Source organism: Polynucleobacter antarcticus (assembly GCF_013307245.1).
GTDB lineage: Bacteria > Pseudomonadota > Gammaproteobacteria > Burkholderiales > Burkholderiaceae > Polynucleobacter > Polynucleobacter antarcticus.
This window is the reverse complement of sequence record NZ_CP028941.1, coordinates 1803199-1818132: the sequence shown is the minus strand read 5'-3', so window position 1 is coordinate 1818132 and position 14934 is coordinate 1803199. Positions and strand designations below refer to the sequence as shown.

The 14934-nt window shown below is 47.1% G+C and carries 15 protein-coding genes; 6 read left to right on the top strand and 9 right to left on the bottom strand.

What is annotated here, in order from left to right:
* The first annotated feature begins 9 nt into the window (after window positions 1-9).
* Window positions 10-1209 carry a DesA family fatty acid desaturase gene (locus tag DCO16_RS09435; protein ID WP_173943404.1) on the top strand — a complete coding sequence of 400 codons (1200 nt, stop codon included), beginning with the start codon at window positions 10-12 and terminating at the stop codon, window positions 1207-1209.
* 86 nt (window positions 1210-1295) lie between these two features.
* On the opposite strand, the gene rpmG is transcribed toward DCO16_RS09435, so the two are convergent.
* The 3 genes from rpmG to radC all read right to left on the bottom strand — a co-directional run bounded on the left by rpmG (window position 1296) and on the right by radC (window position 2547).
* Complete coding sequence (gene rpmG / locus DCO16_RS09430) at window positions 1296-1463, bottom strand: 50S ribosomal protein L33 (protein ID WP_173943403.1); 168 nt, start codon at window positions 1461-1463, stop codon at window positions 1296-1298.
* 11 nt (window positions 1464-1474) lie between these two features.
* On the bottom strand, window positions 1475-1708 hold the full coding sequence (gene rpmB, locus DCO16_RS09425) for a 50S ribosomal protein L28 (RefSeq protein ID WP_088526345.1): 234 nt from the start codon (window positions 1706-1708) through the stop codon (window positions 1475-1477).
* 146 nt (window positions 1709-1854) lie between these two features.
* Window positions 1855-2547: a RadC family protein gene (gene radC / locus DCO16_RS09420; protein ID WP_367652070.1), complete on the bottom strand. Its 693-nt coding sequence runs from the start codon at window positions 2545-2547 to the stop codon at window positions 1855-1857.
* A gap of 30 nt (window positions 2548-2577) precedes the next feature.
* Between radC and DCO16_RS09415 the strand changes: the two genes are divergently transcribed.
* Together DCO16_RS09415 and ispH are read left to right on the top strand one after the other, a co-directional pair.
* Window positions 2578-3024, top strand: a complete 447-nt coding sequence (locus DCO16_RS09415) for an FKBP-type peptidyl-prolyl cis-trans isomerase (protein WP_173943402.1) — start codon at window positions 2578-2580, stop codon at window positions 3022-3024.
* A gap of 12 nt (window positions 3025-3036) precedes the next feature.
* Window positions 3037-3978, top strand: a complete 942-nt coding sequence (ispH, locus tag DCO16_RS09410) for a 4-hydroxy-3-methylbut-2-enyl diphosphate reductase (protein WP_173943401.1) — start codon at window positions 3037-3039, stop codon at window positions 3976-3978.
* Here the strand turns inward: ispH and DCO16_RS09405 are convergent.
* Both DCO16_RS09405 and DCO16_RS09400 read right to left on the bottom strand, forming a co-directional pair.
* Window positions 3975-5168, bottom strand: a complete 1194-nt coding sequence (locus DCO16_RS09405; protein WP_173943400.1) for an acetylornithine transaminase — start codon at window positions 5166-5168, stop codon at window positions 3975-3977. The two genes, ispH and DCO16_RS09405, sit on opposite strands and share 4 nt — an antisense overlap.
* A 51-nt stretch (window positions 5169-5219) precedes the next feature.
* Window positions 5220-6266, bottom strand: coding sequence for a CDP-6-deoxy-delta-3,4-glucoseen reductase (locus DCO16_RS09400; RefSeq protein WP_173943399.1), 1047 nt, complete (start codon window positions 6264-6266; stop codon window positions 5220-5222).
* A 35-nt stretch (window positions 6267-6301) separates the two neighbouring features.
* On the opposite strand from DCO16_RS09400, the gene DCO16_RS09395 reads away from it, so the two are divergent.
* Entirely contained in the window at window positions 6302-7189 is an 888-nt protein-coding gene (locus tag DCO16_RS09395) for an SDR family oxidoreductase (RefSeq protein WP_173943857.1), read from the top strand.
* On the opposite strand, the gene DCO16_RS09390 is transcribed toward DCO16_RS09395, so the two are convergent.
* The 3 genes from DCO16_RS09390 to DCO16_RS09380 all read right to left on the bottom strand — a co-directional run bounded on the left by DCO16_RS09390 (window position 7170) and on the right by DCO16_RS09380 (window position 11018).
* A complete protein-coding gene (locus tag DCO16_RS09390) occupies window positions 7170-8954 on the bottom strand; it encodes a glutamine--tRNA ligase/YqeY domain fusion protein (RefSeq protein ID WP_173943398.1) in 1785 nt (594 codons plus the stop codon). The two genes, DCO16_RS09395 and DCO16_RS09390, sit on opposite strands and share 20 nt — an antisense overlap.
* Window positions 8955-9039: 85 nt before the next feature.
* Window positions 9040-10542 (bottom strand): tripartite tricarboxylate transporter permease, encoded by a 1503-nt coding sequence (locus DCO16_RS09385; RefSeq protein ID WP_173943397.1) that lies wholly within the window; start codon window positions 10540-10542, stop codon window positions 9040-9042.
* A 17-nt stretch (window positions 10543-10559) separates the two neighbouring features.
* Window positions 10560-11018 (bottom strand): tripartite tricarboxylate transporter TctB family protein, encoded by a 459-nt coding sequence (locus DCO16_RS09380; RefSeq protein ID WP_173943396.1) that lies wholly within the window; start codon window positions 11016-11018, stop codon window positions 10560-10562.
* A 121-nt stretch (window positions 11019-11139) separates the two neighbouring features.
* Here DCO16_RS09380 and alaS point away from each other — a divergent pair, with 121 nt between their 5' ends.
* Both alaS and DCO16_RS09370 read left to right on the top strand, forming a co-directional pair.
* Window positions 11140-13764 (top strand): alanine--tRNA ligase, encoded by a 2625-nt coding sequence (gene alaS / locus DCO16_RS09375; protein WP_173943395.1) that lies wholly within the window; start codon window positions 11140-11142, stop codon window positions 13762-13764.
* A gap of 8 nt (window positions 13765-13772) precedes the next feature.
* Window positions 13773-14000 (top strand): sulfurtransferase TusA family protein, encoded by a 228-nt coding sequence (locus DCO16_RS09370; protein WP_173943856.1) that lies wholly within the window; start codon window positions 13773-13775, stop codon window positions 13998-14000.
* 44 nt (window positions 14001-14044) lie between these two features.
* Here DCO16_RS09370 and galU read toward each other — a convergent pair whose 3' ends face one another.
* Entirely contained in the window at window positions 14045-14929 is an 885-nt protein-coding gene (gene galU / locus DCO16_RS09365) for a UTP--glucose-1-phosphate uridylyltransferase GalU (protein ID WP_173943394.1), read from the bottom strand.
* Window positions 14930-14934 lie beyond the last annotated feature (5 nt).

Genomic DNA, 14934 nt, shown 5'->3' with positions numbered 1-14934 from the left:
GATACCCTTTTGAATACTGCTTCACTCTCAAATGTTGATTTGTTTCTTCACTGGCTTGCCAATGGTTATTTAGATTGGGCTTGGTGGCAAATCCTAGTCTTTACCTTGGTGGTAACGCACATCACGATTGCTGCAGTCACGATTTTTCTCCATCGTTGTCAGGCGCACCGTGCTTTGGAATTGCATCCCATCATGTCGCACTTTTTCCGTTTTTGGCTCTGGCTTACTACCGGTATGGTGACTAAGGAATGGGCAGCTATTCATCGCAAGCATCACGCTAAGTGCGAGACTGTGGATGATCCACATAGCCCACAAATTTTAGGTATTGCGACTGTGCTCACGCGTGGTGCTGAGTTGTATAAAGAAGAATCTCGCAATCAAGAGACTTTGAGTAAATTTGGTCACGGCACTCCAGATGACTGGCTTGAGCGGAATCTATATGCCAAGTATTCATGGCAGGGCGTTGCACTCATGCTGATCATTGATGTGGCTTTGTTTGGTGCGATTGGCTTAACGGTGTGGGCAGTCCAGATGCTATGGATACCAATTACCGCTGCCGGCATCATTAATGGGATTGGTCACTATTGGGGCTATCGCAATTACGATTGCGACGATGCCGCTACCAATATTTTTCCTTTAGGTATTTTGATTGGCGGCGAAGAGTTGCATAACAATCACCATACCTTTGCAACCAGCGCCAAGCTGTCTAGTAAGTGGTACGAGTTTGATATTGGCTGGCTCTATATTCAGATGATGAGTGCGGTGGGTTTAGCGACCGTTAAAAAGACCTCACCGAAGCCACAGCTGACTGATTTACGTCCGGCTGACCAGGGAACGCTAGAGGCGATCATTGCGAATCGTTATGAAATCATGGCGCGCTATAGCAAGACCTTACGTGGCTTTTTTAACAATGAAGTCCAGCATATGCAGGTTTTAGCAGCCCATCTGAAAGATGCTCGTACTTGGTTGGGTAAGGATGAAGCCAAACTGACGGAGCTTGAAAAAGCCAAGTTAGAAGAGTTGATGGCAAGCAATGCACAGTTGCGCAAGATGATTGAGATGCGCCGTGAATTACATTCCATTTGGAGTCGTTCTAATGCCACTGGTGAGCAACTCGTAGCGCAATTGCATGCATGGTGTCAGCGCGCTGAAGATAGCGGTCTGAGTAGCTTACGTGACTTTTCATTGAGATTGCGCCGTTACGGATAGATATCAGCGGCCCGAGTCAATTCGATATTGCAGAAAACAAAAAACCCGCAACGAAGCGGGTTTTTTGTTGAGTAAAATAATGTGAATTACTTCAGCTTTGTTTCTTTATAAGCAACGTGCTTACGAATCGTTGGATCGAACTTCATGATCTCAATCTTTTCAGGCTTAGTACGCTTGTTTTTTGTTGTGGTGTAAAAGTGACCAGTACCTGCTGATGACTCTAACTTGATTTTTTCTCTGCCGCCTTTAGCCATTTCTGTGCTCCTTAAATTTCGCCACGTGCACGAAGATCAGTCAGCACGGCATCAATGCCGTTCTTGTCGATCACGCGCAAACCGGCATTGGTTAAGCGCAAGCTAATCCAGCGGTTTTCTGATTCAACCCAGAAACGACGATTTTGCAAATTCGGCAAAAAGCGACGCTTCGTTTTATTGTTTGCATGGGATACATTGTTGCCAACCATCGGCTTCTTCCCAGTGACTTGGCAAACTTTTGCCATGACATAACTCCATTAATTGCGAAAAAAGAAGATTGTATCAGTCCCAGGGCACTTTGATCTACCCCTAGGTGACTTTAGTTTTGACGGCAGACACATTTAGCTTAAAAAACAGGGGATATTTATGAATAAGTTAGTGATTACTTATTTTATAAATCATATTTCATATGACCTTCATCTGAAAATGAGTAAAAACCGCTGCTACTCACAATGCAATGATCCAGTAGGGAAATATCCACCAACTGTAAGGCTTTGTATAGCAATTGGGTTAGTTCAAGGTCCGCTTCGCTCGGCTCTGAACTACCGCTTGGGTGGTTATGGGCCACTATAAGAGCGCTGGCATTCCGCGAGAGGGCTTCCTTGAGTATCTCTCGGGGGTAAACGGCAGTGCGGTTATTAGAGCCTCTAAAGAGCTCCTGACACTCGATGAGGCGTAAGCGGGAGTCAAGGTATAGGCAGATAAAAACCTCGTGGGGAAGACGTCCATACTTTGCTTGTAGGAACTCTCGGACATAGCCGGGGGAGGAAAGAATGGAATCTTCAGACAGTTTTTCTTCAAGGCTGCGCTTAACGAGCTCATGAGCAGCCTGAATTTGGGACCATTTAGAAATCCCCATTCCATGTATCTGGGTTAATTCTTCGGGGGTGCAGGACAGTAGGCGCGGTAGGCTGCCGAAATGGTGCAAGAGATCTTTGGCCAAAGCCACGGCTGTTTTGCCTTTCACGCCAACACGTAAAAAAATAGCGAGTAATTCAGCGTCAGTTAGGGCTGCTGCGCCTAGGGCGCGTAATTTCTCCCGCGGCTGCTCCATGAGGGGCCAAGCGGTAATGGGGGCGTGCACGCTCTGGTCAGGTCTAGATACAATAAGCTTATGACTAAGTTGACGGTTTTGCCTAACTCCTTTTTGACTTTGAACTACCGCTTGACCCTGCCTAGCGGGGAGGATTACATCAATACTTTTGTGGATCGGCCTGCTACGGTGATGATGGGGTCTGGACAATTTGCACCTTGTTTTGAAAATGTGTTGATGGGTTTATCGGTTGGGGAAAAGCGGAGTGCCTTGCTGCCATCAGAAGAGAGTTTTGGTGAGCGTAAAGAAGAATTGATTCAGTGGGTTTCTTTGGGTGCGCTGAAAGAAGGGCGCGATGAAGATGTGGAATTTAACCCCGGTGATGTGATTGAATTTAATGCACCTGGTGGCGCGCAATATGCGGGCGTATTGCAATCGATTAACGAAGAGGGTGCTTGGTTTGATTTCAATCACCCGCTTGCTGGCAGACCGGTTACCTTTGAAGCTGAAATTGTGGCCATTCTTTAACTGAAAAAAGCGATGACGAAACAAGACACTGCAGAAATTTTGATGGCACAGCCGCGGGGCTTTTGTGCGGGAGTAGATCGAGCAATCAATATTGTGAATGAGGCGCTGACACGTTTTGGCGCACCGATTTATGTTCGTCATGAGATTGTGCATAACGCTTACGTCGTGAATGAGCTGCGTGAGAAGGGTGCCGTTTTTGTAGATGAATTGCATGAAGTCCCCGCAGGGGGCATTGTGGTTTTCAGTGCCCACGGTGTTTCTCAAGCGGTTCGCTTGGAGGCACAGGAGCGTGGGCTGCAGGTATACGACGCTACTTGCCCACTGGTAACCAAAGTACATCTTGAAGTAGTCAAGATGGCTAAAGATGGTTTTACGATCTTGATGATTGGTCACGCTGGCCATCCAGAAGTTGAAGGTACGATGGGCCAAATCGAAGCAGGCCTGCATCTGATTGAAAAAGTCGCCGATATCGCAAAGCTTCCTTTTGCTGAAAATGAAAAAATGGCTTTTGTGACGCAAACTACCCTCTCTGTAGATGAGACTAAAGAAATTGTGGATGCCCTCATTACCAAGTTTCCACAGATTGTTCGGCCTCGTAAGCAGGATATTTGCTACGCTACGCAAAATCGCCAAGACGCTGTGAAATTCATGGCGCCTCAGGTTGAGGTAGTTATTGTGGTGGGCAGTAAGGCAAGCTCTAACTCCAATCGCTTGCGTGAATTAGCTGAAAAGTTAGGTGTACCGGCTTACATGGTCGATGCGCCAGAGCAGTTACAAGCAGAATGGTTTGTAGGTAAGAAGCGAGTGGGTCTGACTGCAGGCGCCTCTGCCCCTGAAAGTTTGGCTCAAGCGATTGTTGCAAAAATTCAGGAGTTTGGTCCGCGCAACATCCGTAGCTTAGAAGGTGTAGTGGAAGATGTCACCTTCTCGCTTCCTAAAAGCTTAGTTAACTAGCTAACTTGCTTTAGCAGCTCTCGCAGGATATTGCACATCTGACGAATTTCAGCTTCGCTGACATTGAGTGCCGGCATAAAACGTAAAAGATTGGGTCTTGGTGAATTAATCAACAGACCTTCTGGGTTACGATCCCTTGCTAGTTCAACGAGCTTTGCGCCTATATCACTACTCAGCATGAGGGCACGTAATAGACCTTCACCACGCTCACCTTCAAGCTTAAATTCTGCGGAGATCGAGAGTAATTCTTTACTGAGTAACTCGCCTTTTGTTCGAACCGATTCTAAAAATCCTGGAGCGAGAAGTTGTTCAATTACACTGGCGCCCACCGCGGTCATGAGAGGGTTACCGTTGTAAGTCCCTCCCTGATCGCCAGGAACAAAGCAGGCTACTGCATCTGTTGCCATCAGTGCTGCTAAGGGGACGCCACCACCAATACCCTTTCCTAAGGTCATGATGTCCGGCTCAATATCGTAATGCTGATATGCAAAGAGCTTGCCGGTTCGGCCACAGCCCGCTTGCACTTCATCGACAATCAGCAGAATATTATTTTCTTTAGTGAATTGACGCAGACTCTGCATAAATTCTTTAGTGCTGGGAATCACACCACCTTCACCTTGAACCGGCTCAATCATCACTGCCACTGTTTTATCTGTGACGAGTTTTTTGACGGAAGCGATATCGTTGAGTTCTGCTTTTGGAAAACCCGGTACTTGAGGAGCGAACATCGTATCCCAGCCAGGCTTACCCGAGGCACTCATTGTGGCAAGTGTGCGACCGTGAAAACTGTGATCAAAGGTAATGATTTCAAAGGCACCTGCTTTATTCGATTGCCCCCATTTACGGGCTAGCTTAATCGCACCTTCATTGGCTTCAGCACCGCTATTGGCAAAGAACACTTTATTGAAGCAACTATTTTCTGTGAGCAAATTCGATAAACGAATCATGGGCTCGTTATAAAACGCAGGACTTGGATTAATAAGTTTTTTTGCCTGTGTATTTAAGGCTTCAATCATGCCCGGGTTGCAATGACCCAGACAATTGACTGCCCAACCCTGTAAGAAATCTAGATAGCGCTTGCCATTGTTGTCTGTGAGCCATGAACCATTTCCCTCAACCATCGTTAACTCTGGTCGCGGGGTGATGAACATCACTGAATGATTGTCTATGGTTGGGGCTGGCTTATTCATAGTGCTTGTGTAAAAAATGTATTAAATGATCTAAGCTGTAGTTTCGCATTATCAGGCTGAGTTTGCTACCAGGTCCGCTGCGCTAGTGAAAGAGTCGGCAAAGAATTCTTCCTCAGGCAAATGGCAATGGGATACAAAGTCCTGGCGCGCTGCATTGACCATAACGGGAGCGCCACAGGCATACACCTGATATTTGCCTAAATCTGGGTGATCTGCCATGACTGCTTGGTGCACAAAGCCGGTGCGTCCACGCCATTGATCTTCTGAAAGCCCATCTGAAATAACGGGGATATAAGTCAACCCAGGAATGTTTTTAGCCCATGTCTGGCAGAGCGCATCGAGGTACAGATCGCTGGGGCGACGGCCACCCCAGTACAAATGCATCGGACGTTCAATCTTTTTGGACTGCATTTGCTCAATGATGGACTTAATCGGTGCAAAGCCAGTACCGGCAGCAACAAAAATAATGGGTTTTTGAGCATCTTCCCTCAAGAAAAAACTACCCAATGGACCCTCGAAGCGCAAAATATCTCTCTCTTTCAGTGCTGGCTCTTTGGCGCCAAACACCACGTCAGTAAATAGTCCACCAGGCAAATGACGAATATGCATCTCTAGGGGTCCCGCTTGATCTGGTGCATTGGCGATCGAGTAAGCACGGCGCTGGCCATCTTTGAGAAGCAACTCCACATACTGCCCAGCAAGAAATTGAAAGCGTTCACTGGCTGGAAGTTGAAGCTGAAGAATAGCGACATCACTACTGGGTTTTGTTATCGAGTTGACACGGCAAGGTACTTTACGAATAGCAATATCACCGGCCCCTTGGACTTCACGGGCTTCAATCAGAAGATCGGATTGAGGATAGGCGCAACAGAATAAGCTTGCCCCTGCTAACGCATCTGCGGGGCTGAGCGCCGCAGCACTATGTTGCCCATGGCTTACTTGACCTTCTAGCACTTTCCCTTTGCAAGACCCGCATGCGCCATTCTTGCAGCCATAGGGCAAGGTGATGCCATGTTGCAACGCTGCCTCTAGGAGAGTTTCATCCTGATCTACCGTAAATTGTTTGCCGCTCGCTTTGAGCGTGACTTGGTAAGACACTCTCATTCCTTTCAATAAATCGTTACGATATGACTATGTCATCTTTTAGTAAACCCCGAATTCTGATCATAGGCTGTGGCGACATCGGTGTTCGCGTTGCCGAACAGCTTTCCCAGAGTCATCACATCTATGCTTTAACTTCCCAGAAAGCACGCTTTCAGGAGTTGAGAGCAGTGGGCGCGACGCCTATTTTGGGGGATCTGGATAAGCCCGATAGCTTGTGGCGCTTAAGTGGATTAGCCCAAACAGTCATTCACTTAGCACCACCCCAAAATACAGGTCATCGCGATTGCCGAACTCGCAATCTCCTCCGGATTTTAGCCCAAGGATCACAGGCTGTCAGGCGCCTGATTTATGTCAGCACCACGGGTGTCTATGGGGATCACGCGGGTGCAAAAGTCAGCGAAATCACCCCAGTCAAACCCCAAAGTGAACGCGCAAAGAGGCGCGTCGATGCTGAGAATACCCTTCGCATGTGGGCTCCTGCCCATGGCGTTACGCTAACCATTTTGCGGGTCCCAGGAATCTATGCAGAAAATCGTTTGCCAGTTGAGCGTATTCAATCTAGAACACCCGCATTAATATCTGCGGAGGATGCCTACTCCAACCATATTCAAAGTGATGATTTAGCCAGACTCATTTGCGCTGCTACTTATCACGGTAAGCCACAGCGCGTGATTAATACTTGCGATGGTGGGGAAACCAAGATGGGGGATTATTTTGATGAGGTTGCTGATGCCTATGGCTTAGAGCGTCCTCCAAGATTACCTGCCAGGGATTTAGAAAAATTGGTATCTCCGATGTTGTGGTCTTTTATGCGAGAGTCACGACGCGTAACAAATACCAGGCTGGCAGAATTAAAAACCCCGCTGCGTTATCCCAGCGTCGCTATATTTTTAAAAACTATTTCCAAGAATCCTTAAGTCCGACGGTGCGATTAAAGACGGGCTTGCCAGGTTTTGAATCTGTTTGATCAGCAATAAAGTAGCCGTGACGCTCAAATTGAAAACGCGCTTCAGCTGGAACCTGTTTCATGCAAGGTTCTAAATAAGCAGTAATCGTTTGCTTGGACTGGGGATTGATCGCATCCAGGAAATTTTTGTCACCACTATCAGGATGTGGGTCATTGAATAAGTGATCAAAAAGTCGTACTTCTGCTGGCACTGCCTCTGTTGCACTAATCCAATGAATGTTCCCTTTAACCTTGTAGTTATTCGATCCTGGAGTGCCGCTCTTACTGTCAGGGAAATACATCGCATTGACTTGAGTGACCTTGCCACTAGCATCTTTTTCAAAGCCAGTACATTCGATTACAAAGCCATGCCGTAAGCGTACGCGTCCTCCCAGCTGATCACCAATTGGCGGGTAGAGTCTAAAAAAGCCTTTGGCGGGCTCTTGCATAAAATCATCTGCTTCGATCCAAAGATCGCGCGTGAAATGAAACTCCCTATTGCCCCACTCAGGGTGTTGCGGATGGCGCGGTGCAGAGCAAGGCTCAGAGGCAGAGGCTTCGAAGTTTTCGATCACGAGTTTGAGAGGCTGAAGAACAGCTGTAGCCCGGGGCGCTTTTGCTTCTAGGTCATCACGTAGGGCTTGATCGAGCGTACTCATATCAATCCAACTATCGGCTTTAGAAACGCCAATGCGCTCGCAGAACAAGCGAATACTTTCAGGGGTATAGCCTCTGCGACGGATACCCACAATGGTTGGCATGCGAGGATCATCCCAACCATCTACACACTTTTCCTCTACCAGCTGTAAAAGCTTGCGCTTACTAGTGAGGGTGTAAGTTAAATTTAGGCGAGCGAATTCATATTGATGGGGAACGGGATTTTTGAAAACACCCAGCTCTGCTAAAGCATTCACAATCCAGTCATATAGTGGGCGGTTGTTTTCAAACTCCAACGTGCAAATAGAGTGAGACACATTTTCTAGTGCATCTGAAATACAGTGCGTGAAATCATACAAAGGATAAATACACCACTTGCTACCCGTGCGATGATGATCCGTATGACGAATGCGATAAATCACCGGATCACGCATCACCATATTGGGGTGCGCCATATCAATCTTTAAGCGCAGTACATGTTTGCCATCGGGGTATTGGCCAGCGCGCATCTCTCGAAAGAGTGTGAGATTTTCTGCAGGAGTGCGGTCGCGATTCGGACTGTTTTTTCCAGCCTGGCCAAAGTTGCCTCGATTAGCGTGAATATCATCAGCGCTCTGACTGTCCACATAGGCTTTACCTTGTTGAATGAGTAGTTCAGCAAATTCATAAAGCTGATCAAAGTAATCACTAGCGTGATAGAGGTGCGCCTCGCCATCAACATCCCAGTTAAAGCCAAGCCATTTCACTGCATCCAAAATACTCTCTGCGTACTCCACATCTTCTTTCACTGGGTTGGTGTCATCCAGTCGCATATTGCAACGGGCGCCACCAGGCAAGGCTTTGTAATCTGCAGCCAAGCCAAAGTTCAAGCAAATACTTTTAGCGTGACCAATGTGGAGATAGCCATTAGGCTCTGGCGGGAAACGGGTAATGATCGATGGAATCGCCTGCCCATCTTTATTGGTTCGATTTTGATAGGCGCCGCTAGCCAGGTCGTGATCGATGATCTGACGTAGGAAGTTAGAAGGCTCGTTGATCGAGTCGACAGGGGATTTGGGCGATTTGCTCTCTTGGGACATAGGGCTATTGTAGAGAAAAGCCTTACCCATAAAGAAAAAGCCCGCAAACTGCTGCGGGCTTGTTTCTGTAAGGCAGAAGAAAGGATTACTCCTCCACAAAGGCCTCTTCACGCGTCTTCTTGACTGCTGGTAATGCCACAATGACAACCAGTAAGGCTGCCGCAATCAACAGACCCAAGGAAAGCGGTCTAGTAAAGAAGGTCGTGAAATCACCTCGAGATAACAACAAGGCACGACGGAAGTTTTCTTCCATCATCGGACCCAGCACAAAACCGAGAAGCAATGGAGCGGGTTCGCAACCAAGCTTGAAGAAGAGGTAGCCGATCAACCCAAAAGCAGCGGTCACGTAAATATCAAAAATAGAATTATTGACGGTATAGACACCAATACAGCAAAAAACCAGAATTGCGGGGTACATCAGTCGGTAAGGAATCTTTAAGAGCTTTACCCAGATACCAATCAGGGGCAAGTTCAAAAGAATCAACATGATGTTACCAATCCACATTGAGGCAATCAGACCCCAGAATAATGCTGGGTTACTGGTCATCACTTGAGGGCCTGGTTGTATGTTGTGAATGGTCATCGCACCCACCATCAAGGCCATCACCGCATTCGGTGGAATACCGAGTGTCAGCAATGGAATGAAAGAAGTTTGTGCCGCAGCATTATTAGCAGCCTCTGGACCAGCCACACCCTCAATCGCACCTTTGCCAAACTCATGACCGTATTTAGAGGTTTTCTTTTCTACCGAGTAAGCACCAAAAGCAGCTAAGGCAGCGCCACCGCCGGGCAAGATACCTAAGAGAGAACCAATGGTGGTGCCACGTAAGATGGATGGAATCATCCGTTTGATATCTTGCTTGGTTGGAATCATGGTGGTGACTTTATTCAAGAAGCTTGCGTCATCCCCCTTTTTCTCAAGGTTATTCATGATTTCAGCAAAGCCAAAGACGCCCATAGCCACGCTAACAAAGCCAATGCCGTCACTCAGCTGTGGAATATCAAAAGAGTAGCGCGCAACACCAGAGTTGACATCAGTTCCAATCAATCCCATTAAGAGGCCAAGAACAATCATGCCGATAGCTTTAATAAGCGAGCCTGAAGCCAATACCACTGCACCAATTAGACCCAAGACCATTAGTGAGAAATATTCCGCTGGACCAAATTTAAAGGCAAGCTGTGAAAGAGGGGCAGCAAAAGCGGCCAATACCAAAGTAGCTACGCAACCAGCAAAGAACGAGCCTATACCGGCAGTAAACAAGGCAACACCACCGCGACCATTTTTGGCCATTTGGTAGCCGTCAATCGCCGTTACCACCGAGGACGTTTCCCCGGGGATATTGAGCAAAATAGCAGTAGTCGAACCGCCGTACTGTGAGCCGTAGTAAATGCCTGACAGCATAATTAATGCGGCGATGGGAGGCAGGGCATAGGTTGCTGGCAACAGCATCGCAATAGTCGCAACAGGACCAAGCCCAGGAAGAACCCCAATGAGGGTACCCAAGATACAGCCGATCAGGCAATACAGCAAATTTTGCAGTGTAAATGCAGTGTCAAATCCGAGAGCAAGATTATTAAATAATTCCATTTTTCTATTTCCCGGGGTTATTCAAAAAAGAACGGTAGAACTGGAAAACTCAGTTTCAGGCCGATGATAAAGACGGAGTAAGTGAACACAATTAAGACGATTGAATTGATTACTGCTGACTTCCAGCTAAATTCCTTACTGGCAGTTGAGGAGACAAAAACCAAAACAAAAATAGCCACTAAAAATCCCATGGTGGGCAACAAGACTCCAAAAAGAGAAATAGAGCCAGTGATGATTCCAATCACTTTCCAGTTAAATGGGGGTAGATCATCAATCATTGCTTTTGCACCCAAAGACTTGATGAGTATTAGGAGGCCCAAAAGCACCATCAGAGCACCTAAATAGAATGGAAAGTAACCAGGACCCATTTTGGCAGCGGTCCCCATCTTGTATTGGGTTGCAACAATGGCAAAGAAAAGGCCAACGACGATATAGAAGATCCCCGCGCCAAAATCCTTTTGATTGCGAATTTTCAAGTTTTGCTCCTTGTGTACTGGCATTTGTGCCAATTTATTAGTGTTGTGCGATTGTAAGGCAGGTAAGGCAGTGCTTAACTAGGGTTTGCCCTAATATGATGCTAATGCGATAATTATTTTTATGAAAGTCACCCAAATTCGCCAGGCTTACCTGGATTACTTCGCTCAAAAAGGCCATCAAATTGTTCCATCGAGTCCGGTTGTGCCGGGCGATGATCCCACCTTGCTATTTACTAATGCAGGGATGAACCAGTTCAAAGATGTTTTTCTAGGCTTTGATAAGCGTCCCTATAACCGTGCAACCAGCGCTCAAAAATGTATTCGTGCTGGCGGTAAGCACAATGATTTGGACAATGTTGGGTACACGGCACGTCATCACACCTTTTTTGAGATGTTGGGCAATTTCTCTTTCGGTGACTACTTTAAGCGTGATGCCATCCAATTTGCTTGGGAGCTCCTGACCGAAGTCTTCAAACTGCCCAAGGAAAAACTTCTCGTCACGATTTATGCGGATGACGATGAGGCATACGAGATCTGGAATAAACATATCGGCATTCCTGCGGATCGCATTATTCGTATTGGTGATAACAAAGGTGCTCGTTACGCTTCAGATAATTTTTGGATGATGGGGGATACAGGCCCTTGTGGACCTTGCACTGAAATTTTCTATGACCATGGCCCGCATATTGCTGGCGGGCCTCCTGGTAGTCCAGACGAAGATGGTGATCGTTATATTGAGATCTGGAATAACGTCTTTATGCAGTTCAATCGCGATGAAGCAGGTGTCATGCATCCCTTACCTAAACCGAGTGTCGATACCGGTATGGGTCTTGAGCGGATTGCGGCAGTGTTACAGCACGTGCACTCAAATTATGAGATTGATCTGTTTGTGAATTTGCTCAAAGCTGCCAAAGAAGCGGTAGATGCCGCTGGTGGTGAAGATTGTGATGCCACAAGCCCATCCTTAAAAGTGATTGCAGATCATATTCGTGCCTGTAGTTTTATTGTGGTCGATGGTGTGATTCCAGGCAATGCGGGGCGCGGTTATGTATTGCGTCGTATTGCACGCCGCGCTATTCGTCATGGTTATAAATTGGGCGCACGCAAACCCTTCTTCTATCAATTGGTTCCAGCTTTAGTTCGTGAAATGGGCGAGGCTTATCCAGAGTTGCAGGCTGCAAAAGATAAGGTGAGTGAAGTCATCAAGCAAGAAGAAGAACGCTTCTTCCAAACGATTGCCAATGGCATGGAGATTTTGGATAGTGCATTAGCGGGTGGTGTTAAGACAATAGATGGTGAAACCGCATTTCGCTTGCATGACACCTTTGGCTTTCCATTAGATTTAACTGCCGATGTTTGTCGTGAGCGTGATGTCACAGTCGACTCCGCCGGTTTTGAATCAGCAATGCAAAAGCAACGCGACCAGGCCAGATCTGCAGGTAAGTTCAAGGTAGCCCAAGGCTTGGAGTACTCCGGCAAACCCACCCAATTTCATGGTTATGACACCCTTAAGCATGAAGGGGCAAAAGTGACTGCGCTGTATGTTGATGGCTCTGCAGTTCAATCTGTAAAAGCCGGCGACGCTGCTGTCATCGTTTTAGATAACACCCCTTTTTATGCGGAGTCTGGTGGGCAGATTGGTGATCGCGGAGAGCTACGCAATGATGCTGCTCGCTTTTCTGTAGAAGATACGTTCAAAATTCAGGCGGATGTATTTGGGCATCAAGGTGAAGTTCTGGAGGGTGAGCTCAAGGTAGGTGATGTACTCAATGCCTTGGTAGATACCCAGCATAGAACGGAGACGATGCGTAACCATAGTGCGACGCACATACTGCATAAGGCATTACGTGAGGTATTGGGCGATCATGTGCAGCAAAAAGGTTCTTTGGTAGACGCCAGTAAAACGCGTTTTGACTTTACCCACAACGCACCCATAACTACAGGTCAAATTCGTCGGATTGAAGATATTGTGAATGCAGAGATATTGGCGAACACTGCCACCTCCGGAAAAGTGATGTCTTTGGATGACGCGCAAAAGACCGGTGCGATGATGCTCTTCGGTGAAAAGTATGGCGACGAGGTACGTGTCTTAGAAATCGGTAGTTCAAAAGAACTCTGTGGCGGGACCCACGTATCACGTACTGGCGACATTGGCAGCCTCAAGATTGTTTCTGAGGGTGGCGTTGCGGCCGGTATCCGGCGAGTAGAGGCGGTCACGGGGACGCATGCATTGAGCTTTTTACAGGGTCTGGAAGATAGCATCCACCAAGCAGCCAGTATTTTGAAAACCCATCCTGGGGATCTTGTACATCGCGTAACCCAACTGCAAGAAAGTTTACGTCAAGCTGAACGTGAGTTAGATAAAGTCAATTCTAAGTTTGCTGCTAGTCAGGGTGATGAGTTAGCAAGCCAAGCAGTCGATATCAATGGCCTTAAAGTCTTGGCTGCTCGCTTAGACGGTGCGGATGCCCAGGTACTGCGCGAAACGATGGATGCCTTAAAGGGGAAGTTAAAAACGGCGGCGATTGTTCTCGCTTCTGTGCAAGGTGATAAAGTCAGCTTGATTGCGGGCGTGACTGTGGACTCGATTGCCAAGATCAAAGCAGGGGACTTAGTGAACTTTGTAGCTCAACAGGTTGGTGGAAAGGGCGGCGGCAAGCCAGAGATGGCCATGGCTGGTGGCACTGACTCGACTAAATTGGCCCAAGCTTTGGCTAGCGTGACAGATTGGGTGGCATCTCAATGAGTCAATCTATAGAATTTAATCTCGAGATAGACGCTACTGGTATGAACTGTCCATTGCCGATCTTACGAACTAAGAAAGCATTAGCCACGATGCAATCCGGCGAAGTCTTAAAGATTAAGGCAACGGATTCTGGTGCGGTTCATGACTTCCCAGCGTTTGCTAAACAAACGGGTAATGAGTTAATGTCCAGTACGACCGAGGGCGATGTCTTTATCTTTTTTCTCAAAAGAAGATAAGTGCGATTTAAGGGCGATTGCTACCTTCAGACTTAAAGACCGGATTAAGTTAACGATCGGCTTTTTAAATAGGCAGCAAACTCTTCTTTTACTTCTGGATGGCGCAAGGCAAATTCTACAGAAGCCTTGAGGTAGCCAATTTTGCTACCGCAGTCATAGCGCACACCGTCGTATTCGTAAGCAAATACGGGATCTACCTTTAGCAAAGAGGCAATCGCATCAGTTAACTGAATTTCACCACCAGCACCTGGCTTGAGATTGCGAATATGTTTAAAGATGTCAGATGACAAAACATACCGACCTACTACTGCTAAGTTAGATGGTGCATCTTTAGGCTGTGGTTTTTCTACGATACCGTTGAGGCGGTAAATCCCTTTAGCAACTTCGGCCCCAGAAATAATCCCGTAAGAGCTACTTTTGGCAGGATCAATTTTCTCTACCGCTAGTACGGAACCATTTTGCTCACCAAACACTTTAAGCATTTGTGAAAGTATAGGAGGCTGCCCATCTAATAGATCGTCTGCCAAAATAATGGCAAAGGGTTCATCGCGCACGAGTTTTTCTGCGCACAACACAGCGTGACCGAGGCCGAGCGCTTCAGGTTGTCGAACGTACACGCAATCAACATGACTTGGCTTGACATTGCGTACGATCTCTAAAAGCGCTTGCTTATTCTTGGCTTCAAGCTCTGCTTCTAACTCATAGGATTTATCAAAGTGATCTTCAATCGCTCTTTTACTGCGACCAGTAACAAAAATCATTTCGGTGATACCGGCAGCAATCGCCTCTTCAACGGCGTACTGAATTAGGGGCTTATCTACGACATTGAGCATCTCTTTGGGGCTTGCCTTCGTCGCTGGTAAGAAGCGTGTTCCCAGACCTGCTACCGGAAAGACGGCTTTAGTGACAGCTTTAGTGCTTAATGGCATACGTA

Coding starts and splice junctions, on each gene's coding strand:
- DCO16_RS09415 (WP_173943402.1), top strand. CDS start 2,578: ATGACTAAGTTGACGGTTTTGCCTAACTCCTTTTTGACTTTGAACTAC.
- rpmB (WP_088526345.1), bottom strand. CDS start 1,708: ATGGCAAAAGTTTGCCAAGTCACTGGGAAGAAGCCGATGGTTGGCAAC.
- rpmG (WP_173943403.1), bottom strand. CDS start 1,463: ATGGCTAAAGGCGGCAGAGAAAAAATCAAGTTAGAGTCATCAGCAGGT.
- ispH (WP_173943401.1), top strand. CDS start 3,037: ATGACGAAACAAGACACTGCAGAAATTTTGATGGCACAGCCGCGGGGC.
- alaS (WP_173943395.1), top strand. CDS start 11,140: ATGAAAGTCACCCAAATTCGCCAGGCTTACCTGGATTACTTCGCTCAA.
- DCO16_RS09385 (WP_173943397.1), bottom strand. CDS start 10,542: ATGGAATTATTTAATAATCTTGCTCTCGGATTTGACACTGCATTTACA.
- DCO16_RS09390 (WP_173943398.1), bottom strand. CDS start 8,954: ATGTCCCAAGAGAGCAAATCGCCCAAATCCCCTGTCGACTCGATCAAC.
- DCO16_RS09405 (WP_173943400.1), bottom strand. CDS start 5,168: ATGAATAAGCCAGCCCCAACCATAGACAATCATTCAGTGATGTTCATC.
- DCO16_RS09395 (WP_173943857.1), top strand. CDS start 6,302: ATGTCATCTTTTAGTAAACCCCGAATTCTGATCATAGGCTGTGGCGAC.
- galU (WP_173943394.1), bottom strand. CDS start 14,929: ATGCCATTAAGCACTAAAGCTGTCACTAAAGCCGTCTTTCCGGTAGCA.